Origin of the sequence: Streptomyces sp. NPDC085524 (assembly GCF_044541755.1) — a bacterium.
Taxonomy (GTDB): Bacteria; Actinomycetota; Actinomycetes; order Streptomycetales; family Streptomycetaceae; genus Streptomyces.
Map to the genome: position 1 here is coordinate 197,276 of NZ_JBITTH010000009.1, position 21,961 is coordinate 219,236.

The following is a 21,961-nucleotide window of genomic DNA, read 5'->3' on the forward strand; positions in this document are numbered from 1 at the left end:
TCTGCGGTCGGTCCGCGGAAGGTCCGGACTCCTCAGGCGTGGGCGATGACGGCCACGGGCGCTGCCGCGTGGTGCAGTACCGCCTGGGCGACGGGCCCGAGGTGTACGCCGAGCGGCGAGCGGCGGAGGTGGCGGCCGACCACGACCAGTCCCGCTCCTCGGGAGGCCTGGACGAGCCGCTCACCTGCGGCTCCCATGAACACGTTGGTGGTGACCCGCACGTCCGGAAACTTGTGCCGCCAGGGCAGCAGCATGTCGTCGAGCATGTGTGTGACGCTCCATCCGATGTCCCGTTCGTTGTCCGGGTCGAAGAGGGGGACGTACGCGTAGGCGGGCGGCATCTTCCAGCCGTGTACGGCTCGCAGCGGGCATCCGCGTCGTTCCGCCTCTTCGAAGGCGAAGGCGAGCAACCGGTCGCCCGCCTCGTGGATGTCGACGCCGACGACCACCTCGGCGGCGGTGTCGGTGCCGGGGCCGTCCGGGTCGTCGGCGACGCGGACGAGGACGACCGGGGTGTCGGTGGCGACCACGGTGGACAGCGCCACCGAGCCGATGAGGAAGCCCACGAGGCCGCCCAGGCCGCGTGAGCCCAGGACCAGCAGTGCGGCGTCGGCGGCCTCGGCGGCGAGGGCGGCCGCCGGTCGGCCCGTGGGGCAGCGGCTCGTGATCTCCAGGTGCGGATGGTGCCGGTGCAGTTCCTGCGCCGTTTCGGTCAGGGCCCGGTCCGCCCACCGGTCCACATCCTGTTTATCCTGTTTGCCCAGGCCGGGGAGGACCGGGTCCAGTGGCCAGTCGACGGCGTGGACGAGCCGCAGGGGCACCTGCCGCAGGACGGCCTCCTGCGCCGCCCAACGGGCGGCCGCCCGGCTCTCGGCCGAACCGTCGACCCCGACTGCTACGTGGTTCTTCACGATGACCAGCTCCCTCGTGCGGTGGCGCGGCGTCACCACGGCATCGCGTGACGAGCGGAGCCGGACCGGGTGATCGCCGGGTCTTCGGCACGAGCGGTGACGTGCGAGGCGACGGCCACGACTCCGTCGACCCGTTCGACGAGGGCCTGGAGGACGTGCAGCTGGCTCTGCCGTTGCACGATGCCCTCCAGGGCGACGATGCCGTCCACGACATGCACTTCGACGTCGCCCACCGGCACCCCCACGACGTCCCTGAGGACGTCCTGCACGCGTCGGCGAATCTCCGCATCGGGGCGCACGAACATGCGCAGCAGGTCACGGCGGGTGACGATGCCGACGAGCCGGTCCTCCACGTCCACGACGGGCAGGCGCTCGATGCCACGCAGCGTCATCAGCCGGGCGGCGTCAGCTGCGGTCTCCTCGGCACGTACGGTGATGGCGGGCGCGGACATGAGGGCGCCCGCTGCGGGAGGCGGCGCCGGTGTACCGGTCCCCGGGCCGGGGCGGGACGGTGGTGCCGCACAGGCCAGCAGATCGGTCTGGGAGACGACTCCCACGACGCGGTCCTCGTCGTCCAGGACGGGTACTCCGGAGATGTCGTGCTGGGCGAGGAGCTTCGCGATGTCCTTGAACGGGGTGCCGGGAGCCACCGAGACGATCTCGTCGGTCATCAGGTCGGCAACCTTGATGTGCTTCATGAGACCCTCCTGCCGTCCGGGTTCGTTGGGAGGCCGAAGCCCTGTGTCCAGGTGCCTTTCACCCTCCGCCGGGAACGAGGGGGAATCGAGGGCCGAACGGTCCCGTCCCGGGGCCGTACGGGCCACTCGGCTGCGGCGGTACGGGCCGGGCCGCCACGATGGGGACCTTTGGTCCCGGGAGCGGTCCCCGTGCGGCCCTCTTCCTGCCGGACCGCCGGTGTCAGCGTGGGTGGTGTCCCCCATCGGCTTCTCGGTTGGGAGTAACCCGTGGAAAGCACCATCCGTACCCCGGACACCAGCTCGGTCATCGTCGGTGTGGACGGTTCGGAGCCGGCACGCCGTGCTGCCCTGTGGGCCGCTGGGGAGGCCGTACGCCGCAGCCGCCCCCTGCACATCGTCTACGGTGCCGACACGGACGGCAGGGCCCTGTACGTGGCGGCGGAGACCATCGAAAGGGTCCGTGCCGCTGGCCGTGAACTCCTGGACGAAACGGCCAAGGCCCTGGCCGCCGAGTATCCCGCTCTGCGGGTGACCACCGAGTTCAGCCGTGCGGACGCCGTCACCAGCCTGCACCGGGCCGGCGGCCTGCACGGCACGATCGTGGTGGGCAACCGCGGTCTGGGCGGCTTCAACTCGCTCATGCTGGGCTCTGTCGGCCTCGACACGGCAGCCGGAGCGCGGACCCCCGTCATCGTGGTCCGCGGCATCGACGGCACGGAGGAACGGGGCACCGTCCTCGCAGCCGTCCGTGACGAGCACGACCTCGTGTGCGCCCAGTACGCCGCCAGGGAGGCCGAGCTGCGCAAGGCGTCGCTGCGGCTGCTGCACGTGTGGAACGTCCTCCAGTCCGTCGGCAGCGTGGTGAGCATGCTCGACGACGTCGACAGGATCGCCGGGGAGCACTCGGCGGTCCTGGAGGCGGTCACGGACACCGTCCACGCGGAGTTCCCCGAGCTGCCGCTCGAGAGCGACGCGGAGAAGAGCGTCTCCGTGGCGGGCGTTCTCGTCGAGGCGTCCCGGCACGCCGACCTGCTCGTCATGGGCGGGCGCAGGGCGCAGGGCGCGCTCGGATTCGGCAGCAACCTGGGCCGCGCCACGCACAGCGTGCTGCACCACGCCCACTGCCCCGTCCTCCTCATCCCCCGCGCCGGAACCGACTTCGGGAGCCGGACATGACCGGCCAGTGGAAAGGCACCCGTGACGTCCTGGTGGGCATCGACCCCGAACGGGAGTGGCACCTCCCCCTGGCATGGGCCGCGGACGAAGCCCACCTGCGCCACCTCCAGGTGCGCCTGGTGCTCGCCGTGCCGTTTCAGCACGACACCCACCACGTCGACGACACCCCGCGGCAGACGGCCCTGCGACGGGCAGGCGCCGAGAGACTCGATCAGGCGCGTGACTGGGTCCGTGACCGTCATCCCGAGTTGGCCGTGACGACTGATCTGCGCGCAGGTTCCCCCACCGAGGTCATCGCCGAATCGGCAGGGAACGTCCGCATGGTCGTGCTCGGCTCGAGGCACCTCGGCCGCATCGCGGAAGTGCTCAGCGCCGGATCGCTCGTGGTCCCGTTGACCGCGCAGGCCCCCTGCCCGGTCGTCGTCGTGGGCGATGCCCCGCACACCACGCAGCAGCCGCCGTACGTCGTCGCCGGCGTGGACGGCAGCGCCGCCTCGGTCACAGCACTTCAGTACGCCCTCGACATGGCCGATCTGCACGGTGCCGCTGTCCGGGCCATCTCCGTGTGGCAGCCGCCGGTCTTCCTGCTCCACGACGAGGAAGTCGCGCTTCAGGCGCAGAGGGCCCTTCTGGCCGAGGCCACTGCGGGGATGCCGGAGAAGTACCCGGACGTGCGCCTCACCCACGAGGTACCGGTCGGCCACCCGGTGGAGGAACTGGCCCGCGCGGCCGAGCACGCCCTGGCCGTCGTCGTGGGCCGCCGAGGCCGCGGCGGGTACACCGGCATGCGTCTCGGTTCCACCGTGCACGGCCTGCTGCACCGCGCCCACTGCCCGGTGATCACCGTTCCGGAGCGATGAGGCAGACATGACCAGCCGTATCACGACCGCAGAGTCCGTCCGGGCCCCGGGCCCACCGGGGCTGGCACAGGACGAAGCGGAACGCCGGCTGGTCCGCTACGGCCGCAACGAGGTGGCACCGCCCCCGCCGACGCCGCTGTACCACCGGGTGCTCGCCCAGCTCCGCGACCCGCTGATCATGGTGCTCCTCGGGGCCGCCCTGCTCACCATCGCCATCGGCGATCACCCGGACGCCGTCGTCATCGGACTGGTGATCGTCGTCAACACCACCGTGGGGGTCGCCCAGGAGGTCCGGGCCGACCGGGCCGTCGCCGCGCTCTCCGCCCTCTCGGCCCCCCACGCCCGCGTGGTGCGCGACGGAGCCGCGCACGAGGTGCCCGCCGCCCTCGTGGTCCCGGGGGACACCCTGCTGCTGGGAGAGGGAGACATCGTCGCCGCGGACGCGGATCTCGGCGAGGCGTCCGCACTCCTGATGGACGAATCCATGCTCACCGGCGAATCGGAACCCGTCGACAAGGCCGCGGGGGAGACGGTGTCCGCCGGAACCGTCGTCGTACGCGGTCGCGGGACCGCCACCGCCACGGCCACCGGGCCGGCGAGTGCCCTCGGCCGCATCGCCGCGCTACTGGACGGCGGCCACGAGCCGACCCCGCTCCAGCGGCGGCTCGCCTCACTCGGGCGCGTCCTCGCCGCCGTCACCATCGCCCTGTGCGCACTGGTCTTCGTCCTGGGCCTGCTGCAGGGCCTGGCGCCCAGCACCATGGCCGTCACGGCCATCAGCCTGGCCGTCGCCGCGGTACCCGAGTCCCTGCCGGCCGTGGTCACGCTCGCCCTCGCCCTCGGGGCCCGCCGGATGGCGGCGCGGGGCGCGCTGGTCCGTCGCCTGCCGGCCGTCGAAACCCTGGGCTCGGTGAGCGTGCTGGCCACCGACAAGACCGGCACCCTCACCGAGGGCCGCATGGTCGTCCAACACCTGTGGACTCCCTCCGGCGACGCCGCCGTATCGGGCAGCGGCTACGAGCCGCACGGGACGCTGACACGCGCGGGACACACGCTGACGCCGGAAGAGCTCCGCCCGCTGCAGGAGCTCCTCACCACGGCGGCCCTGTGCAACGACGCGAGCCTCAAGCCGCCCGGACCCGCTTCGGACGCCTGGAGCGCCGTCGGTGACCCGATGGAGGCCGCCCTCCTGGCAGCCGCCGCCAAAGCAGGTTGTCCCGGCCCGGCCGAGCTGCGCCAGGCCTGTCCGAGGATCGCGGAAGCGCCTTTCGACAGCCTGCGCAAGCGGATGACCACCCTGCACCACCTGCCCGACGGAAACGTGCTGGTCTGCCTCAAAGGGGCACCCGAGGCCGTCCTCACACCCCGGGTGCTCGCCGATCCGGCCGAGCTGCTGGACCGGGCCCGACAGGAGGGCGCCTCACTGGCCGCCCGCGGGTTCCGCGTGCTGGCGGTGGCGGGCGCGGAGCGGCTCCTGTGGGACATGCCTGCCGTCGAGGCGGAGCAGGAACTGCTGCTGCTCGGGTTGATCGCCGTCAGTGACCCGCCGAAAGCCGCCGCTGCCTCGACCCTGGCGGCGTGCCGGGAAGCCGGCATCACCGCGGTCATGATCACCGGCGACCACCCGGCGACGGCGCGCGCGATCGCCGAGCGCACCGGACTCGTACAGGACGGGGAGCCCGGTGAGGTCCTCACCGGCCCCGAGCTGGCCGCCGCGCCGGACACCGACCTCACCGGCGTCCGAGTCTTCGCCCGCACCGACCCGCAACAGAAGCTGGACATCGTCCACGCCTGGCGGGCCCACGGCGCCGTCACCGCCATGACCGGCGACGGAGTCAACGACGGCCCCGCCCTGCGCCAGGCCGACATCGGCGTCGCCATGGGCGCCCGCGGCACGGAAGTGGCACGCCAGGCCGCCGACCTCGTCCTCACCGACGACGAGCTCGCCACCGTCGTCAAAGCCGTCGAGGAAGGACGCCGCGTCTACGACAACATCCGGCGCTTCCTCGTCTACGCCATGGCCGGCGGCGCCGCCGAGATCCTCGTGATGCTGCTCGGCCCCCTGCTCGGCCTGGCCCTGCCGCTGCGCGCCGGACAGATCCTGTGGATCAACCTCCTCACCCACGGCCTCACCGGTGTGGCCATGGGTGCCGAGCCCGTCGCTCCCGAGGCCATGCGGCGCCCGCCCCGCCCACCGGGCCAGCACATCCTCGCCGCGGGCGTGTGGCAGCGCCTCCTCGTCCTGGCGTCCGCCGTCACGGCAGTCAGTCTGCTGGCCGGCCTCGCCGCCCGCACCGTCGGCCTGCCCTGGCAGAGCGTGCTCTTCCTCGCCCTGCTCGCAGCGCAGCTGGGCGTGGCCCTCGGCCTGCGGGCCCGTCTGATGACCAGGAAGAACCTCTTCCTGCCCGCCTCCGCGGCCGGATCCGCCGTCCTGGCGGTGGCCGCCCTGTACGTCCCCGCGCTGCGATCGCTGCTTGACACCGAGCCCGTCGGCTGGACCGGCATGTGGCTCGCCGCGGCCGCCGCGGTTTCCGCTTTCGCAGTCGCCCGGCTCCTGCGGGGCGCATTCCGTAGAAAGGCAAGGCCATGAACGTCCATGCACCCGAGCACGGATCCGGGATCCACGCCGAGGTCGGCGACCAGATCGTCGTCGGTGGGCCCACCGTGGGCCAGCCAGGCCGGGACGGGGAGGTCGTCGCCCTGCACCACGCCGACGGCACCCCTCCCTATGACGTGCGCTGGTCCGACACGGGCCGTACGACCGTGTTCTTCCCCGGCCCGGACGCCCACGTCCGGCATCTGCACGAAAGGGCGGTCAGTGCTGCCGCCGAAGGAAGCCGCAGGCAGCAGAAATAGCCCGTGGCTGAGCAGGAAGGCTCCTCCGGCCGGGGCTACGGTGGACCCGTGGTCCTCTCACCGTTGCCGTCGGCCGGAGGCGGGACATGAGCGCAGGCGAAGGGCCTGCCCGATCGCGTGTGCCACGATTGCGGCTGGACGAACTGCTCGATGAACTCCAGGTGCGGATCGACGAGGTCAGGGGCACCCGGGACCGGCTGAACGGTCTCCTCGAGGCCGTCATGTCGGTGGGGCGCGAGCTGGATCTGCCCCAGGTGCTGCGCGGCATCGTCGAAGCCGCCGTGGTGCTCGTGGACGCGGAGTACGGGGCGCTCGGCGTGATCGGCGATGACAAGAAGCTCGCCCAGTTCCTGCCGGTCGGCATCAGCGACGAACTCCGTGCGCAGATCGGTGACCTGCCCTCCGGCCACGGCATCCTCGGTGAGCTGATCCGTCACCCGGAGCCCCTGCGCCTGTCCGAACTGTCGGAGCACGAGGCCTCGTACGGATTTCCCGCGCACCACCCGCCGATGCACTCGTTCCTCGGCGTCCCCATCCGGGTCCGGGAGGAGGTCTTCGGCAACCTCTACCTCACCGAGAAGCGCGGCGGCACCGACTTCGACGCCGAGGACGAGGCGGTCCTCTCCACCCTCGCCGTCGCCGCCGGAATCGCCATCGAGAACGCCCGCCTCTACGAGGAGGTCCGAGTGCGCGAACGCTGGCTGGCGGCCGGCTCCGAGATCACCAGCGCCCTGCTCTCCGGCACTCCCGAGGACGAGGTACTCGAAGGGATGCTCGAACGGGCCAAGGACATCACCGGCGCCGACACGGGCGTCTTCTATCTCGTCGGTTCCTCCGGTGAGCTGCGCGGCTCCATCGCCCTCGGGGACGGCGCCGCCGCACACCGCGGGATCGTCCTGCCCAGCACGGCGGGCACCCTGGCCGAAGCCGCCCTGGCCCAGGACGGCCTCATCACCGTCACGGACGTCCAGTGCGACCGGCGGGTCACCGTGCAGCCCGAACGATGGACCGGCTTCGGTCCGGCCGTCGCCGTCACCGTCGGTACCAAGGAGCGGCTGAGCGGGGTCCTGATGCTGGCACGGCGGCACGGCCGACCGGTGTTCGCCCCGGTGGAGATCGCCGCACTGCCCGGATTCGCCGGCCAGGCGGCCCTCGCCCTGGAGCTCGCCGACCGGCGCCGCGACGCCGAGCAGATGAGCATGCTGGAGGACCACGACCGCATCGCCCGCGACCTCCACGACCTCGCCATCCAGCGCCTCTTCGCCACCGGCATGACCCTCCAGAGCGCCCAGCGCTTCGTCGACCACCCCGAAGCCTCCGAACGGCTCGCCCGCGCCGTCGACGACCTCGACACCACCATCAAGATCATCCGCTCTACGATCTTCGGGCTCCGCGAGCACGATGCCGGGACGGGCTCGAAGCTGCGCTCCCGTGTCGTTCAGATCCTGGACGACGCGTCGCCCGGCCTCGGCTTCGCCCCCGCGCTGCGCATGGAAGGATTGATCGACACCGACGTACCACCGGCGGTGGCCGACGAGGCGCTCGCCGTCCTCGGTGAAGCCCTCAGCAACGTCGCCCGACACGCCCGGGCGACACATGCGGAGGTCTCCGTCGTCGCGGGCGACGGGGTGCTGACCCTCACGGTGACCGACGGGGGCGTCGGCATGCCCGAGGGCGGCCGGCGCAGCGGACTGCACAACCTCGCCGAACGAGCAGAGAAGCTCGGCGGCCGCATGGAGGTCACGGCGCGGAGCGACGCCACGCACGGCACCCGCCTGGAGTGGGAGGTGCCCTTGTCCCCGCCGACGCTGTGACCCGTCACCGGCACTCCACGAGCGACGGCGGCAGGTCACACGACCTTCACAGGAAGCGGCCGCTCCCGTGGGGGGCGTACAGGTCGAGCAGGTGGATCCTGGTCGCCTGCAGGCGGTGGGCGAGTACCTGACCGACCCAGTGGCCGATGGCGGAGCCGAAGGCCGGATCCGCGTCCATCAGCATCCGTACGCGCTCCGCGTCGAACTCGTACGCACGTACAGGGGTCATCGCCTCGGCGCCCAGGCGCCAGGCGTAGGGCTTGAACAGCCAGGAACAGCCGACCAGCTCGCCGGCGCCCAGGCTCTCGACGACCGCTGCGCGCCGGCCGGGCACGTGTACGTCCAAGGTCACGGTGCCGGAGTGGACGATCCAGAACTTGTCGGCGTGGCCACCCTCGCGGAAGAGACGGGCCCCTTCGGCGAAGTTCACCTCTCGGGCCATCTCCATCAGGCGCGTGCGGCAGTCGGCCGGCAGCGCCGTGGCGATCCGGGTGGAGGACGGGGTGCTCATGGGACGGCCTCCTGACTTGAGTCCGTCTCCAGACTTGGCGTGCTGTCGGCTTCCCGGCATGGGCCTTGTGGCCCCTTTCCGGGCCCGAACGGCCCATGCCGGAACCGGTGCCGACCGAGAACCTGGGAAGCGGACGGCCCGTTCACGGCCGTCGGCCCCGTCGACCCGGCAGGTGCGGGATGTACTGGAACGGCCACGGCATGGGCGCCTGGGGATGGTTCGCCATGTCACTCACCACGCTCGTCGTCTGGGCTCTGATCGTCGCGGCGGCCGTCCTCGTCGCCCGCGCCTACAGGCGGGAGGGGCCGGACGGGCGTGCAGCCTCTGCCCCGGACGCCGGCCCCGGCCAGGGGGCCGAAGGGCTCCTTGCGGATCGGTTCGCGAGAGGCGAGATCGACGACGAAGAGTACGAGCGGCGGCTCGCGGTGCTGCGCAGCCATGCCCCGAATCCGCCGCTCCCCTGATGACCACCGCGGGCCGAGGCCGGACGGCTTGCGCACCGAATCGAGGGTGCCGACGCCGACACCATCGATCCCGCGACGATGCCATCCGCATCACACCGGCCCTGGTGGCAGGGTTCCGGCTGCGGTGAGTGGCGATCGCATCCGGTCCACACGCGTGCTTGACGTCCAAGCGGGGCTCCACGCGGCACGATGGTGCGGCGAACACCAGCAGCGGAGGCCCGGAGGTGTCCTGTGGACGTGCGGCGGCTGGTCGCGGTCCCGTCGGCTTTCCGAGGCTATCGCCGTGCTTGGCTGCGCAGCGACGCCCTGGCGGGCGTCACGGTCGCCGCCTACCTCGTGCCCCAGGTAATGGCCTATGCGGGTGTGGCCGGCCTGCCCCCGGTCGTCGGCCTGTGGGCGGTCCTGCCCGCCATGCTGCTGTACCCGGTGGGCGGCTCGTCCAGGCTGCTGTCGGTCGGCCCGGAGTCCACCACCGCCCTGATGACCGCCGCCGTCGTGGGCCCGCTCGCAGCCGGAGACCCCGCACGGTACGCGGGTCTCGCCGCAGCCCTGGCCCTGGCGGTGGGACTGCTGTGTCTCGCCGCGTGGGCCGTCCGGCTCGGCTTCCTCGCCGACCTGCTCTCCCGGCCCGTCCTGGTCGGCTACCTGGCCGGAGTCGCCCTCCTCATGGTCGTGGACCAGCTGCCCCGGCTCACCGGGACCGAAGGCGGGGGATCGGGGTTCCTCACCCAGCTCCTCGTCTTCTTCCGGCAGCTTCCCGACGTACACGGGCCCACGGCCGCCCTGTCCGCCGCCTGTCTGCTCCTGCTGTTCACCCTGCCGCATTTCTGGCCCGTCCTGCCCGGCCCTCTCGTCGTGCTCGTGGCGTCCACGCTGGCGGTGGCGGTCTTCGCTCTCGACGGCGGTGCCGGGGTCGAGGTCACCGGCGCCGTCCCGACCGGCCTGCCCCACTTCGAACTGCCCCGCCCCGCCGACCTGGCCCACCTGGTCCTTCCTGCCTTCGGAGTTCTCCTCGTCGGCTATACGGACGTGGTCCTGACCGCCCGGGCGTTCGCCCGGCGCGAGGATCCGTGCGCGCTGGACGCGAACCGGGAGCTGCTGGCCCTCGGCACGGCCAACCTCGGTGCTGGCGTCCTGCAGGGCTTTCCGGTCAGCAGCAGTGCCAGCCGTACCGCGCTCGCCGACTCGGCCGGCGCCCGCACCCAGGTGTACTCCCTCGTCGGGGCCGGATGCGTGGCCGCCGTGCTCCTCTTCCTCGGCCCACTGCTCGCCCACACCCCCACCGCGGCTCTCGGCGCGATCGTCGTCTACGCGGCGGTGCGACTGGTGGAAGTGGCCGAGTTCCGCCGCCTCGCGCACTTCCGGCGCCGTGAGCTCCTGCTGGCCCTCGGCTGCACCACCGGTGTCCTCGCCCTCGGCATCCTGTACGGCGTCCTGGTCGCGGTGGCGCTGTCCGTCCTCGAAGTCCTCGCAAGGGTCGCGCGGCCGCACGACGCCGTCCTCGGCACGGTCGCGGGCCTTGCCGGAATGCATGACGTCGACGACTACCCGGAAGCGCGGACCATTCCCGGCCTGCTGGTCTACCGCTACGACTCCCCGCTGTTCTTCGCGAACGCCGAAGACTTCCGCCGCCGCGCCCTGGGGGCGGTCGACGCACAGACCGACCCGGTTCGATGGTTCGTGCTGAACGCCGAAGCCAACGTCGAGGTCGACATCACCGCTCTCGACGCCGTCGACGCCCTGCGAGCCGAACTCGCCGGGCGGGGCATCGTATTCGCCCTGGCGCGGGTGAAACAGGACCTCCGCGCCCCCCTGGACGCCTACGGCCTGACGGCAGCAGTCGGGCCGGAACACATCTACCCCACCCTGCCCACCGCGGTCGAGGCCTATCGCACCTGGCAGCGCACTGCAGGGGGCGGTTCCACCACGTAGAGGGACCGACCGGCCCATGCGCAGCGACCCGGCTGTGGCACAGGCTGGCTGTAGAGCCAAAAGGAACGGCCGCGTCGCCGGAACGCAGCACGACGCGGCGACCCAGCCGCCTGAGGAGGGCTGACACCATGACCACCGACCTGGGGCGGCGGCTCGCCGCCCGTCGGACTGCGGCCGGAATCAGCCGCGAGGAGCTGGGGGAGCGCTGCGGGGCCGACGCGCACTACATCGCCTCCCTGGAGGACTACGCAGCCCTCCCGACGGTCGCAATACTCGTCCGCCTCGCGGAGGCGCTCGGCACCACCGTCGACGCCCTGGCCGGCACCCCCGGCGCTCACGACCCCGGGCGACCGACCAGGACACCCCGAACCGACGCCCAGCCGGTCGTTCTGGACGAGGACGAGTGCCGACGGCTGCTCGGCAACCGCGGGATCGGCCGGATTGCCGTCTTCACCGCGGACGGCCCCGCCGTCCATCCCGTGAACTACCTGATCGCCGACGACGACATCGTCTTCCGGACCGGGGCCGACACCCTTCCGGCACGGGCCGCCGGCACCGAAGCCGCCTTCGAGGTGGAGCGGATCGACGAGGTGGCGGCGAGGGGATGGAGCGTACTGGCCGTGGGGATGCTCGAGGCGGCCCCTCGCCCCGAGGCACTGGAGCTCCTGGCAGATGCGGCCCACGCCACGCCCTGGGCGGGTGGAGAGCGCACCCACTGGATGAAGCTCGCTCCCCACCGGCTCACGGGCCGGCGGGTGGAGTTCCGTCCGTGACACGGGCGGCACCCGTGTCCCCGCGATCCCTGAGCAGGCGTCCTCGTACTTCCTCCGTCAGGCGGGACCGGAGCTCCGGAGCGGCCGGGGCGGGAGGTCGGGGCTCCGAGCGCGGCGGAGGCACTCGTGCTCCCAGGGTGCGCCGTCCGGCGGCCCCGCGGCCGGGGCCGAATGGTCCCGTGGCTGCCCCGACAGGCCCAAGCGGACCGTGGGCCGGCAGGCGGACAGTGGTGACAGGAACCGCACGAAGGCGCCCGTAGCGCGGCGCCGGAGATTCAGGAGCACCCCATGTCAGGCACGCAGATGGAGCGGAGGCGCAGCCTCTTCCCCGACCTCACCGAATGGTTCGGAGCCGACTTCCCGCGCTTCCCGATGTGGCGGCCGGCCCTCGGCATCCACCCCATCCCGATCGAGGTGACCAGCACCGACGACGCGTACACGCTCCGCGCCGAGATGCCCGGGCTGGACCCCGAGAAGGACGTCGAGATCACCGTCGACGGCGACACCCTCACCGTCAGCGCCGAGCACACCGAGAGCACGGAGGACAAGGACCACTCGGAGTTCCGTTACGGATCCTTCCGCCGCAGCGTCCGCCTGCCCGGCCAGATTCCCTCCGAAGGAGTCGAGGCCTCGTACGAAGACGGCATCCTCACGGTCCGCGTCCCCATGGAGCCCGAGCCTCCCGCAGGCCGGCGCAGCATTCCCGTCAAGCGTCCCCAGGACCCGCAGACGGGTGAGCAGCCATGACCCCCAAGAGGGTGCTGGTCGCATACGGCAGCAGGCACGGCGCGACCGCCGGGATCGCCTCGGAGATCGGCAGGGCCCTCCGCGAGGACGGCCTTGACGCCGTGGTGCTTCCGGCGGACGACGTGGACGACGTCCGGGGCTTCGACGCGGTCGTCCTCGGCGGGTCCCTTTACGCCGGCCGCTGGAGCGGCAAGGCCCTGCACTGCGCCGAACGCAACGAGCGTTACCTCAAGCACCGGCCGGTGTGGCTGTTCAGCAGCGGTCCGGTCGACAGCTCCGCAGAACAGCACGAGATCCCCCCGGTGCCGGCCGTGGCCAAGCAGATGGAACGGCTCGGCGCCCGCGAACACGTCACCTTCGGAGGCAGCATCACCGCGAACACACCGGGAATCATCGCCAAGGCACTGGTACGGCACGGCAAGGGCGGCGACTTCCGCAACTCGGAGCGGATCCAGACCTGGGCCCACCACATCAGCAGCGAACTCGCCACGGCCGCCTGAGCGGCCGGGTCACGGAGCCGACTCGCCGACCTGCGGGCCGGCTCATGCGCGAACAGCCCGTGTTCTGCGAAAGGTCACGCGCGGCCGGCTCGGCGCGGCATCCCCTCACCCGCGATCACCCGGACGGCGGTGACTTTGTACTCCGGGCAGGAGGTGACGGGGTCGGTGTGGCCGGAGGTCAGGCGGTTCACCCCGCTCGCGGGGAAGTGGAACGCACAGAACACCTGGCCCGGTGCGGTCTCCGAGGTGAGCCGGGCCGTGAGGTGGGCGCGGCCGTGACGGCTCTCCACCGCGACGGGCTCGCCGTCGAGGATGCCGAGGCGGCCCGCGTCGTCCGGGTGAAGGTCCAGTTGGTCGACGGGGGCGAGACCGAGATTGCCGCTGCGGCGGGTCATGTTGCCGGAGTTGTAGTGCGCCCAGCGCCGGCCGGTGACGAGGATCAGCGGGTAGTCGTCGTCGGGGGCTTCTCCGGGCGGCAGGTACGGTGCGGCGGCCAGGTGGGCGAGCCCGTCAGGAGTGGCGAAGTGCTCCTGGTACAGCTTCGGCGTGCCGGGTCCGGCGGGGTCCGGGCAGGGCCAGGCCACGGCTCCCTCCCGGTCGAGGCGTTCGTGCGACAGTCCGGCGAAGAGCGGCGCGGTACGGGCGCACTCGGCCAGGGCGGCCGCCGGCGTCGGACAGCCGAGGTCGTGCCCCATGGCTGACGCCACCGCGTGGAGGGCCGCGAAGTCGGTGCGGGCCTGGCCGGGCGGAAGGATCGCGGGCCGGACCCGCTGGAAACGGCGGTCGAAGTTCACGAAGGTGCCGTCCTTCTCCAGCCAGGAAGCCGCCGGCAGGACGAGGTCGGCGTGCCGGGCGGTCCGGGACAGGAACAGCTCGCTGCAGACGACGAACGGGCAGGCCTCCAGGGCCCGTTCCACGTTCCCGGTGTCGGGGTCGGTGGCGCAGACGTCTTCCCCCAGGACCCAGAGCGCCTGCAATGTGCCCGCACGCGCGGCGGCGAACATGTCCGGGATGCGCAGTCCTGGCCGCGCTGGGACGGCCCCGCCCCATACCGCCTCGGCCCGCGCGCGGGCGGCAGGGTCGGTCACCTTGGCGTAGCCGGGCAGGAGGTCGGGGAGGGCGCCCATGTCGGAGGCGCCCTGGACGTTGTTCTGGCCGCGCAGCGGGTTCACCCCGTAGCCGTGATCGGTGCCCACGGCGCCGCGCAGGACGGCGAGGTTGGCCAGGGTGCGGACCCCGTCGGTGCCGTGGAGGTGCTCGGTGACGCCGAGCCCGTAGACGATGGCGGGGTGTCCGGCCCGTCCGTACAGCCGGGCGGCGGTGACGAGGTCCGCCGCGGGCACACCCGTCAGGCGGGCCACCTGCTCGGGGGTGTAAGAGGCGACCAGTTCCGCGAGTTCCGTCACCCCGCCGGCTCGCTCGCGCAGGAACCGGTGATCGACGAGGTCCTCGGCCAGAAGGACATGAGCCAGTCCGTGGAAGAGCGCGACGTTCGTCCCCGGCCTCGGCCGAAGGTGGACGTCGGCGTACCGGGCCAGGCCCACCTCCCGGGGGTCGGCGACCACCAGCCGTGCCCCGCGCAGAGCGCTTTGCAGCAGCCGGGCCCCGACCACCGGGTGGGCCTCGACCGGGTTGGCGCCGACGACGAGCAGGCAGTCGGCCCGGACCACGTCGTCGAACGTGTCGGTGCCGCCGGACAGCCCGAAGGAGGCGACGAGCCCGGCGGCCGAGGGGGCGTGGCACAGGCGGGAGCAGTTGTCGATGTTGTTGGTCCCGACCACGGTGCGCAGGAACTTCTGGAACAGGTAGTTCTCCTCGTTGGTGGCCCGGGCCGAGGAGATGGCGGCGACCGAGTCGGGGCCGTGCCCGGCGATCGCCCCTGCCAGCCGCTGCGCGACGTGTGCGGCGGCGGCGTCCCAGGTCACCGGTTCCAGACGGCCGTCCTCGCACCGCATCAGGGGAGTGGTCAGGCGCTCGCCCGAGACGGCGAACCCGTGCGCGAACCGGCCCTTCACGCACGCGTGCCCGTGGTTGACGGATCCGTCCCGGGCCGGCAGCACGGCCGCGATCGCCCCGTCCCGGACGGCCACGTCCAAAGTGCACCCGACCCCGCAGAATCCGCAGGTCGTTCGGACGACGTCCGGCGCGTCGGCGTCACGGGGGACCACCCGGAGCAGCTCGCCGGACGTCAGGCCGCTGCCCCCTCCCGGATGGGTGACCGCCCCGGTCGGGCAGGTGTCGACGCAGCCACCGCAGGCCACGCAGTCCGATTCCGCCCAGGGCCCGCCCGTACCCGGTGCGACGACGGTGTCCGCGCCGCGTCCGGTGAGGGTGAGCGCGAACGTCCCCTGGACTTCGGCGCACATCCGGACGCACCGTCCGCAGGCGATGCACAGGTCCCGGTCGAGGTGGACGTACGGGTGGGAGTCGTCCCGTTCACCGCCGCCGTCCCCATGTGCGTCCTCCGGGCCGATGCCCAGGTCGCGGCAGACCCGCGCGAGTTCGGACGGCACGCGCGGCCCGAGGGCGTGCGGAGGGAGAGCCGAGACGATCGTCCGTACGGCATCCCGTCGCAGGTCCACGAGTTCGTCGGCGCCGGTCGACACCCGCGTTCCCGCAGCGGCAGGCGTGACGCAGGCGGCGACCAACCGCCCTTCGGCACGCACCAGGCAGGTCCGGCACGAGCCTACCGGGCTCAGCCGGGAATCGGAGCAGAGCGCGGGCAGTTCCACGCCCGCGGCGCCGACGGCGTCGAGCAGCGACGCCCCCTCGGCCACCACCACGATCCGGCCGTCGACTTCGAGCGTGAGCGTGCCGGTCACGGTGCCCACCCCGACGGGAAGCGTTGCCCGTAGGCTCGGGCGAGACTGCGCACGGCCGCGGGCAATCGCCGCCCGAACGCGCACAGGCTCGCCTCCTCCAGAACGCGCGCGAGCCGGACCCAGTCCTCGCCGGGATCGCTACCGGCCGTCGCCAACTCCAGCCCCTGACGGGTGCCGACGCGGCAGGGCGAACAGGCCCCGCAGCTCTCGGCGGCCGCGAACTGCCAGGTATGACGGAGGACATCGGCTGGTTCGAGGGAGTCGTCGAAGGCGACGAGGCCCCCGTGGCCGAGGGCGGCGCCCCGAGCCGCCAGCTCCGTGTCGGCCAGCGGCACGTCGAGGCCGTCCGCGGGCAGGAAACCGCCGAGGGGGCCGCCGATCTGGAGGACGGCCAGCCGCGCCCCGTCCTTCAGCCCGCCGCCGAGCCCGGACACGATGTGCTCCACGGAGGTGCCGAGTTCGACCTCGTAGACGCCCGGCCGCGCGAACCGCTCCGAGAGGCTCACGAGCTTGGTGCCCGGTTCGGAGGGGGTCCCGCGCCGGGCGTACGCGGCGCCGCCCCGGCTCACGATCCAGGGCAGGGCGGCCAGCGTTTCCACGTTGCCGACCACCGTGGGGGCGTCCCACAAGCCCCGTTCGGTAGGGTACGGCGGCCGCGCGCGGGCGCAGCCGCGACCGCCTTCGAGGCTCGCGATCAGCGCGGTCTCCTCACCGGCGACGTACGACCCGTGCCCGGCACACACCTCTACCTGCAGTGCACGGCCCGTGCCGTGCACGTTCTCCCCGAAGTGCCGCTCCGTATAGGCCTGTTCGCACGTGCGGTGAAGGGCTGCGAGGGCCGCGGGGTACTCGGAGCGGACCAGGATCCGCCCCCTGTCCGCTCCGCAGGCGAAGCAGGCCAGTGCCAGGCCGGCGAGGACACGCCGGGGGTGGACTTCCATCAGGAGCCGGTCGGCGTACGAGCCGGGGTCTCCTTCGTCGCCGTTGGCCACCACCACCGTGTCGTCCGAAAGCCGCACCGCCTTCCATTTCGCGGCCACGCCGTACGCGGCCCCACCCCGGCCCCGCAGACCCGATGCCGCTACCTGCTCATGGACGTCCCCGGGGTCCGACGCGGTGACGGTCCGCTTCCAGACCTCCAGAGGGTCCACCACCGCGGGGCCGGAGCCCAGGAGCACCGGGTCACCGGTGGCGTCGGCACGGGGAATGGAGGGGGCAGCGCACGGGGCACGTCCCGCGATCTGGTCGGCCAGGGCGGGGCCCGTGCAGGCCCGGCCGTCGGTCAGGGCAGCCGGTGCCGCGTAGCAATGGCCGAGGCAGCGGACGGCCTGGAGGGAGACGGCCGCGTCGGGTGAGACGCCTCCGGCGCGGAGGCCGAGTTCCTCTTCCACTGCGTCGAGGGGGCGCCCGCCGGTCGCGGCGAAACATGCCGCGCCGGTGCACACGCGGACATGGCGCCGTCCGTGGGGGGCCGCGAGGTCCGCGTAGAACGTGGCTGGGCCGAGGGCCGAGGCGGCGGGCAGACCGAGCCGGGTGGCGACGCCCGGTGACCAGCTCGCGCTGTCGCAGGTGTTCGCCGTCCGGGCCCGCGACAGTTCGTCCAGAAGCCGGTCCCCGGGCCGTCCCCGCCGGGAGGCGACGGCCCGCAACGCGTCGAAGCGACCGGCGCCGGAGGTCTGCCCGCCGTTCATGCCTCCTCCTTGCGCAAAGGAGCGTGCTTCCTACCACCGTGACCCACGGTCCCGTGGAGTGCGAGGGCTGTCCGGGAGTGAAAAGGGACCGTTCGGCCCTGTCGTGCCCCGCCGGGACGTGCTGTGATGAAGGTGACGGAAAGAGTCCCGTGAGGATGCGGAGAAGCGGCTGGCGGCCGTGCACCGCGCAATCAGGATCCGCGAGAAGCGGACGGACTCTTTCCGCTCACTTGTGCGCGCGGGCCGATCTCGTCCCGGGGGCCCGGAGGCTCCTCCAGGACGCTCCAGGCGACCGGGCCGAGCAGGTCCGCCACCCTCCGGAAGACGTCCATCAGCAGATCGTCCACCGTCAGCATGCCTACGACGCGCTGTCCGTCGAGTACGGGCAGGCGTCTGACCCCGCTGTTGCGCAGCATCCGGTACGCGGTGTGGATGTCGTCGCGGACGCCGACGGTGACGGCGGGGGTGCTCATGACCTCCCGCACCGGATCGTCGCGGTCGAGCCCTGAGGCCACCGCGCGTACGGCGATGTCACGATCGGTGACGATGCCGTGCAGGACTCCGCCCTCCGTCACGGCCAGGCAGCCGACGCCGTGGACGCCCATCAGCCGGGCCGCCTCTCCGATGGCCGTCGTGGGGGTGACGGACACCGCGGGTGCGGACATGCATGCGGACACGTTCATCGTCCAGCTCCTTCCAGCCGGATCCCCTGATGCTCACCGTAGGCCCGGGCAGCGGACCGGAGGAGGGCCATGCGGACCCGCAGGGCGGGACCGCATGGCCCTGGGCGGCACTGCCCGAGGAGGGCACCATGACGAGCAGATACCGACCCGCACTCCTGTCGCCGAGGTGATCTGAGATGGCAACCACGACCTGGACCACCACGGGGGTCTTCACGGGACCCGGCGGCGTGCTCACCGATGCAGCCGGAACCCTCACCGGGGAACTGACGGTGCGCACCACGTGGGAGCCGGAGCAGGCACACGTCGCCGTCCAGTACGTGGGCGCGGCGGAGTGGCACGCCCTGGCCGGCAGCCCCGTACCCTGCGCATCGCCCGAAGCCGGCCGCTCGGTCCACCAGAACGCGGTGGAAGCCGTCCGCGCCGGCGGTTCGGCCGCCTTCACCCCTTGGCCGATCGTCCCTCCGGCGCTGCGGAGGGCGGACGGTACGCCGACGTGGGCCGCCGGATGAACGGACGCCGTGAGCCGACCGGTCAGGAGTGACGGGTCGGCTCAGCGGTGTGCATCGACGTCGTCCGTCTCCCAGGAGAGCCGCTCCGTGACCCCGACGACGCCGTCGACGGTACGGCACAGCCGTTCCACGACGGGAATGAGGCTCTTGAAGCGCACCACCCCGTGGAGCGTCACCTGGCCGTTCTCGACGCTGACGGAGACGGCAGAGGGATCCAGATGGAGGGTCCGGTCGAGGACGTCGCCGGTGATCTCGTGCCGGATGGTGTCGTCGTCGCGAAGGAAGATCCGCAGCAGGTCGCCGCGGGTGACGATGCCCACGAGCACGTCGGAGTCGTCGACGACGAGCAGTCGCTTCACCCGCTGGCTCTCCATGAGCCGGGCGGCCTCCGCCACGGTCCAGTCGGGCCGGGCGCAGACGGCCGGCGCCGACATCAGCTCCTCCGCCGTGGTACCGGCGGCCTTGTCGCTCTCCCACGCTTCGGGGCGCGGCAGCGAGTGGAACCAACCTCCCTGGTCGGCGGACTTCGGCAGGAGGTCGCCCTCGGAAATGACGCCGATCGGATGGCCGGCGGCGTCGGTCACCGCCACAGCCGAGACCTTGTGCTCGCCGAGCGTGCGCACGATGTCCTTGAAGGCCGTGTGCCCCGGGACCGTGACGACCTCGTGGGTCATCAGCTCGCCCACTTCCCTGTGCCTCACCGTGATGCTCCTTCCCTTCGTTGCCTGCTTCGGCGCCGCCGTCAGGCCGGCACCCGCGAGTGGAGCGTGGACGTGACGTCCACGACTCCGGGAACGGCGCGCGCGACGCGCACGACTGCGTCGGCCAGTGCCGGATCGGCCACCTCGCCCTCCATCCGTACGACACCGTGGTCGACGTGCACGTGCACGATCGCCGATCCGGAAGGGATCAGCTGCGAGGTGAGCAGGTCCCGCAGTTCCTCGGCGATGTCCGCGTCGGGGCGGAGGTAGATCTTCAGGAGGTCGCCGCGGCTGACGACGCCCACGGGTCTGCCGTCGTCATCGACCACCGGCAGCCGCTTGAAGTGTCCTCTCGCCATCAGACGGGCGGCTCCGGCGATCGTGGCCTGTTTGGGCACGGTCACGGGTGGAACGGTCATCAGCTGCCCGGCGGTCACGTTGTGGGACGCGTCGGTGCCCTCCGCCTTGACCAGGAGATCGGCCTCGGAGACCACGCCGACGACCCTGCCCTCGGCCGAGAGGACGGGCAGGGAGCTGTAACCCCAACGCCGCATGGTCCCGACGATGTCGTGGACCGGTGCCGTGAGGTCGACCGAGACGACGGCGTGCGTCATGACGTCGTTGACGGTGCGCAGGTGGTGCATGACTCCTCCAGCCGCTGGATTCCGTGCCTTCCCAGACTCGCCGTCCACACCCGTGGGGAGTAGGGCCGACCGGGCCCCGGGCAGGGGCTGAGCGGTCCGACTCTCACGTTGTTCACGACAGGTCCCCATGCGTGCCCCGGGTACGGGTGGCCACGTACTCCGCGCAGCTCTCGAGGGTGGTGAGCGACGGATAGTCCTGTTCCGGCAGGGTGAGCCCCGTGCGACCGCTGAGCACTTCGACGAAGTTGAGGAAGTCCAGCGAGTCCATCTCCAGGTGCTCGCGGAAGTTCTCGTGGGGGGACACCGAGGAGAGGTCGGCGCCGGGCACGACCTCCTCGATCACGGCTTTGACCGTCTCGAGGGCTTCGTCGCGGGTCACAGGTCCTCCGGGTGCTGGAGCAGGCGGTCGAGTGCGGTGAGGAAGCGGGAGCCGGTCGCACCGTCGCTGGCCCGGTGGTCGGCGGACAGGGTCGCGGTCACGGTCGGATGGACGGCGAGCATTCCGTCGACCGCGACGGGCCGGTCGGTCACCCGACCGAGGCCCACCATCGCTACCTGGGGCGGGTAGATCACGCCGAAGACCGCCTCGACGCCCTGATCTCCGAGGTTGGTCACCGTGAGCGAAGGGTCCGCCGTCTCCGAGGCGCGGAGCCTGCCGTGCCGCGCCCGGGCGACGAGGTCCTTCAGGGCGGCCATCAGCTCCGGCAGGGGCAAGCGGTCCGCGTCCGCCAGGGCAGGGGCCACCAGGCCGCCCCCGCGCAGCGACACGGCCGTGCCGAGGCGGACGCCGGTGGCGGGCACGAACCGGTCGTCGCTCCAGTGGCCGTTCAGCTCGGGCACCTCACGGGCTGCCAGCGCGACGGCTTTGAGCAGCAGCGCGGCCGGGACGAGACGGTCGGCGACCGGCCGCTCACCGTTCTCGGCACGCATCCATTCCAGAGCCGCGGCGAGGTCGATGACCGTCGACAGGTAATAGTGCGGGATCTCCCGCTTGGCGCGGGTCATCAGCCGGGCGATGGCGAGACGATCCCCGGCGGACGGCGCAGCACGGGTCTCGGTGGTCGCGGGAGGCGGCCCGGCCGGCCCGGCCCGTTCGGTCGGGACGGCAGGAGCGGGCTCCCTGGCTGCGGCTCCAGCGGCGGCGCGGACGTCGTCGGCCTTGATCGCGCCGCGGCTGCCCGTGCCCTCCACGGCGGCCAGATCGACGCCCAGGGACTCGGCGAGACGCCGGGCGAGCGGTGACGCCGTGATCCGCACCGGCGCTGGGTGTGCGGCCCGGGACACGTCCCCGCGGGTGATCCGGCCGCCCCTGCCGCTGCCGTGCACCGCTTGGAGATCCACCCCTTCCTCGGCCGCCTGGTGCCGTACGAGGGGGGTGGCCAGAGCCGGTCCGGTGAGGACCGGTCCGGACGCCGCGGCAGGGGGCCCGGAGACAGTGGGGCTGATGACAGCCAGCGGGGTCCCCACGGGCACCGTCGTGCCCGGATCGACCAGAAGCTCCGTGACGGTGCCGGACTCGAAGCATTCGACCTCGATCGTCGACTTGGCCGTCTCCACGACGGCGACTACGTCGCCCCGCGCGACCTCGGCCCCTGCGGCGACCAGCCACTCGACGAGGGTGCCCTCGTCCATGTCGGCTCCCAGGGACGGCATGGTGAAATCGCCCATG

The 21,961-nt window shown here is 72.4% G+C and carries 21 protein-coding genes; 11 read left to right on the top strand and 10 right to left on the bottom strand.

Annotated features, from left to right (window positions below; genetic code table 11):
* Positions 1-32: 32 nt before the first annotated feature.
* Together ACIGFK_RS16290 and ACIGFK_RS16295 are read right to left on the bottom strand one after the other, a co-directional pair.
* The gene (locus ACIGFK_RS16290) at positions 33-911 is read right to left on the bottom strand and encodes a universal stress protein (protein ID WP_376655255.1); all 879 of its coding nucleotides are present in this window, start codon (positions 909-911) and stop codon (positions 33-35) included.
* 32 nt (positions 912-943) lie between these two features.
* Positions 944-1,609 carry a CBS domain-containing protein gene (locus ACIGFK_RS16295; protein WP_376655254.1) on the bottom strand — a complete coding sequence of 222 codons (666 nt, stop codon included), beginning with the start codon at positions 1,607-1,609 and terminating at the stop codon, positions 944-946.
* Between the two features lie 267 nt (positions 1,610-1,876).
* Here ACIGFK_RS16295 and ACIGFK_RS16300 point away from each other — a divergent pair, with 267 nt between their 5' ends.
* From ACIGFK_RS16300 to ACIGFK_RS16320, 5 genes are all read left to right on the top strand, one after another.
* Positions 1,877-2,785 carry a universal stress protein gene (locus tag ACIGFK_RS16300; RefSeq protein ID WP_400052244.1) on the top strand — a complete coding sequence of 303 codons (909 nt, stop codon included), beginning with the start codon at positions 1,877-1,879 and terminating at the stop codon, positions 2,783-2,785.
* A complete protein-coding gene (locus ACIGFK_RS16305) occupies positions 2,782-3,645 on the top strand; it encodes a universal stress protein (protein WP_400052246.1) in 864 nt (287 codons plus the stop codon). The genes ACIGFK_RS16300 and ACIGFK_RS16305 overlap by 4 nt, the downstream gene beginning before the upstream one ends.
* A gap of 7 nt (positions 3,646-3,652) precedes the next feature.
* Positions 3,653-6,235, top strand: coding sequence for a cation-translocating P-type ATPase (locus tag ACIGFK_RS16310; protein ID WP_400052248.1), 2,583 nt, complete (start codon positions 3,653-3,655; stop codon positions 6,233-6,235).
* Entirely contained in the window at positions 6,232-6,501 is a 270-nt protein-coding gene (locus ACIGFK_RS16315; RefSeq protein WP_376655250.1) for a DUF1918 domain-containing protein, read from the top strand. Before ACIGFK_RS16310 ends, ACIGFK_RS16315 begins: the two co-directional genes overlap by 4 nt.
* A gap of 86 nt (positions 6,502-6,587) precedes the next feature.
* On the top strand, positions 6,588-8,315 hold the full coding sequence (locus ACIGFK_RS16320; RefSeq protein ID WP_400052250.1) for a GAF domain-containing protein: 1,728 nt from the start codon (positions 6,588-6,590) through the stop codon (positions 8,313-8,315).
* A 46-nt stretch (positions 8,316-8,361) separates the two neighbouring features.
* Here the strand turns inward: ACIGFK_RS16320 and ACIGFK_RS16325 are convergent, their stop codons facing one another.
* Positions 8,362-8,826: a Crp/Fnr family transcriptional regulator gene (locus ACIGFK_RS16325; protein ID WP_376655248.1), complete on the bottom strand. Its 465-nt coding sequence runs from the start codon at positions 8,824-8,826 to the stop codon at positions 8,362-8,364.
* A 179-nt stretch (positions 8,827-9,005) separates the two neighbouring features.
* Between ACIGFK_RS16325 and ACIGFK_RS16330 the strand changes: the two genes are divergently transcribed.
* The 5 genes from ACIGFK_RS16330 to ACIGFK_RS16350 all read left to right on the top strand — a co-directional run bounded on the left by ACIGFK_RS16330 (position 9,006) and on the right by ACIGFK_RS16350 (position 13,242).
* Entirely contained in the window at positions 9,006-9,290 is a 285-nt protein-coding gene (locus ACIGFK_RS16330; RefSeq protein WP_376655247.1) for an SHOCT domain-containing protein, read from the top strand.
* Between the two features lie 189 nt (positions 9,291-9,479).
* Positions 9,480-11,222, top strand: a complete 1,743-nt coding sequence (locus tag ACIGFK_RS16335; RefSeq protein ID WP_400052253.1) for a SulP family inorganic anion transporter — start codon at positions 9,480-9,482, stop codon at positions 11,220-11,222.
* A 128-nt stretch (positions 11,223-11,350) separates the two neighbouring features.
* A complete protein-coding gene (locus ACIGFK_RS16340) occupies positions 11,351-11,995 on the top strand; it encodes a helix-turn-helix domain-containing protein (RefSeq protein WP_376655245.1) in 645 nt (214 codons plus the stop codon).
* 288 nt (positions 11,996-12,283) lie between these two features.
* Entirely contained in the window at positions 12,284-12,742 is a 459-nt protein-coding gene (locus ACIGFK_RS16345; protein WP_376655244.1) for an Hsp20/alpha crystallin family protein, read from the top strand.
* On the top strand, positions 12,739-13,242 hold the full coding sequence (locus tag ACIGFK_RS16350) for a flavodoxin domain-containing protein (protein WP_376655243.1): 504 nt from the start codon (positions 12,739-12,741) through the stop codon (positions 13,240-13,242). Before ACIGFK_RS16345 ends, ACIGFK_RS16350 begins: the two co-directional genes overlap by 4 nt.
* 74 nt (positions 13,243-13,316) lie before the next feature.
* Here ACIGFK_RS16350 and fdhF read toward each other — a convergent pair whose 3' ends face one another.
* From fdhF to ACIGFK_RS16365, 3 genes are all read right to left on the bottom strand, one after another.
* Entirely contained in the window at positions 13,317-16,064 is a 2,748-nt protein-coding gene (fdhF, locus tag ACIGFK_RS16355) for a formate dehydrogenase subunit alpha (protein ID WP_400052256.1), read from the bottom strand.
* On the bottom strand, positions 16,061-17,755 hold the full coding sequence (locus tag ACIGFK_RS16360) for an NAD(P)H-dependent oxidoreductase subunit E (protein ID WP_386462971.1): 1,695 nt from the start codon (positions 17,753-17,755) through the stop codon (positions 16,061-16,063). Before ACIGFK_RS16360 ends, fdhF begins: the two co-directional genes overlap by 4 nt.
* A 191-nt stretch (positions 17,756-17,946) precedes the next feature.
* Positions 17,947-18,438 (bottom strand): CBS domain-containing protein, encoded by a 492-nt coding sequence (locus ACIGFK_RS16365; protein ID WP_376655240.1) that lies wholly within the window; start codon positions 18,436-18,438, stop codon positions 17,947-17,949.
* A gap of 176 nt (positions 18,439-18,614) precedes the next feature.
* Between ACIGFK_RS16365 and ACIGFK_RS16370 the strand changes: the two genes are divergently transcribed.
* Positions 18,615-18,947, top strand: coding sequence for a hypothetical protein (locus ACIGFK_RS16370; RefSeq protein ID WP_376655239.1), 333 nt, complete (start codon positions 18,615-18,617; stop codon positions 18,945-18,947).
* A 41-nt stretch (positions 18,948-18,988) separates the two neighbouring features.
* Here the strand turns inward: ACIGFK_RS16370 and ACIGFK_RS16375 are convergent, their stop codons facing one another.
* The 4 genes from ACIGFK_RS16375 to ACIGFK_RS16390 all read right to left on the bottom strand — a co-directional run bounded on the left by ACIGFK_RS16375 (position 18,989) and on the right by ACIGFK_RS16390 (position 21,960).
* A complete protein-coding gene (locus tag ACIGFK_RS16375; protein WP_376655238.1) occupies positions 18,989-19,648 on the bottom strand; it encodes a CBS domain-containing protein in 660 nt (219 codons plus the stop codon).
* A gap of 41 nt (positions 19,649-19,689) precedes the next feature.
* Positions 19,690-20,292, bottom strand: coding sequence for a CBS domain-containing protein (locus ACIGFK_RS16380; protein ID WP_376655237.1), 603 nt, complete (start codon positions 20,290-20,292; stop codon positions 19,690-19,692).
* 112 nt (positions 20,293-20,404) lie between these two features.
* A complete protein-coding gene (locus ACIGFK_RS16385) occupies positions 20,405-20,671 on the bottom strand; it encodes an acyl carrier protein (protein WP_376655236.1) in 267 nt (88 codons plus the stop codon).
* On the bottom strand, positions 20,668-21,960 hold the full coding sequence (locus ACIGFK_RS16390; RefSeq protein WP_376655235.1) for a dihydrolipoamide acetyltransferase family protein: 1,293 nt from the start codon (positions 21,958-21,960) through the stop codon (positions 20,668-20,670). The genes ACIGFK_RS16385 and ACIGFK_RS16390 overlap by 4 nt, the downstream gene beginning before the upstream one ends.
* Position 21,961 lies beyond the last annotated feature (1 nt).

Excerpts from the sequence above, each read along its gene's own strand:
- ACIGFK_RS16295 (WP_376655254.1), bottom strand. The coding sequence starts at position 1,609 with ATGAAGCACATCAAGGTTGCCGACCTGATGACCGACGAGATCGTCTCG.
- ACIGFK_RS16305 (WP_400052246.1), top strand. The coding sequence starts at position 2,782 with ATGACCGGCCAGTGGAAAGGCACCCGTGACGTCCTGGTGGGCATCGAC.
- ACIGFK_RS16310 (WP_400052248.1), top strand. The coding sequence starts at position 3,653 with ATGACCAGCCGTATCACGACCGCAGAGTCCGTCCGGGCCCCGGGCCCA.
- ACIGFK_RS16315 (WP_376655250.1), top strand. The coding sequence starts at position 6,232 with ATGAACGTCCATGCACCCGAGCACGGATCCGGGATCCACGCCGAGGTC.
- ACIGFK_RS16320 (WP_400052250.1), top strand. The coding sequence starts at position 6,588 with ATGAGCGCAGGCGAAGGGCCTGCCCGATCGCGTGTGCCACGATTGCGG.
- ACIGFK_RS16325 (WP_376655248.1), bottom strand. The coding sequence starts at position 8,826 with ATGAGCACCCCGTCCTCCACCCGGATCGCCACGGCGCTGCCGGCCGAC.
- ACIGFK_RS16330 (WP_376655247.1), top strand. The coding sequence starts at position 9,006 with ATGTACTGGAACGGCCACGGCATGGGCGCCTGGGGATGGTTCGCCATG.
- ACIGFK_RS16335 (WP_400052253.1), top strand. The coding sequence starts at position 9,480 with ATGGTGCGGCGAACACCAGCAGCGGAGGCCCGGAGGTGTCCTGTGGAC.
- ACIGFK_RS16340 (WP_376655245.1), top strand. The coding sequence starts at position 11,351 with ATGACCACCGACCTGGGGCGGCGGCTCGCCGCCCGTCGGACTGCGGCC.
- ACIGFK_RS16345 (WP_376655244.1), top strand. The coding sequence starts at position 12,284 with ATGTCAGGCACGCAGATGGAGCGGAGGCGCAGCCTCTTCCCCGACCTC.
- ACIGFK_RS16350 (WP_376655243.1), top strand. The coding sequence starts at position 12,739 with ATGACCCCCAAGAGGGTGCTGGTCGCATACGGCAGCAGGCACGGCGCG.
- ACIGFK_RS16360 (WP_386462971.1), bottom strand. The coding sequence starts at position 17,755 with ATGAACGGCGGGCAGACCTCCGGCGCCGGTCGCTTCGACGCGTTGCGG.
- ACIGFK_RS16365 (WP_376655240.1), bottom strand. The coding sequence starts at position 18,438 with ATGAACGTGTCCGCATGCATGTCCGCACCCGCGGTGTCCGTCACCCCC.
- ACIGFK_RS16370 (WP_376655239.1), top strand. The coding sequence starts at position 18,615 with ATGGCAACCACGACCTGGACCACCACGGGGGTCTTCACGGGACCCGGC.
- ACIGFK_RS16380 (WP_376655237.1), bottom strand. The coding sequence starts at position 20,292 with ATGCACCACCTGCGCACCGTCAACGACGTCATGACGCACGCCGTCGTC.
- ACIGFK_RS16390 (WP_376655235.1), bottom strand. The coding sequence starts at position 21,960 with ATGGGCGATTTCACCATGCCGTCCCTGGGAGCCGACATGGACGAGGGC.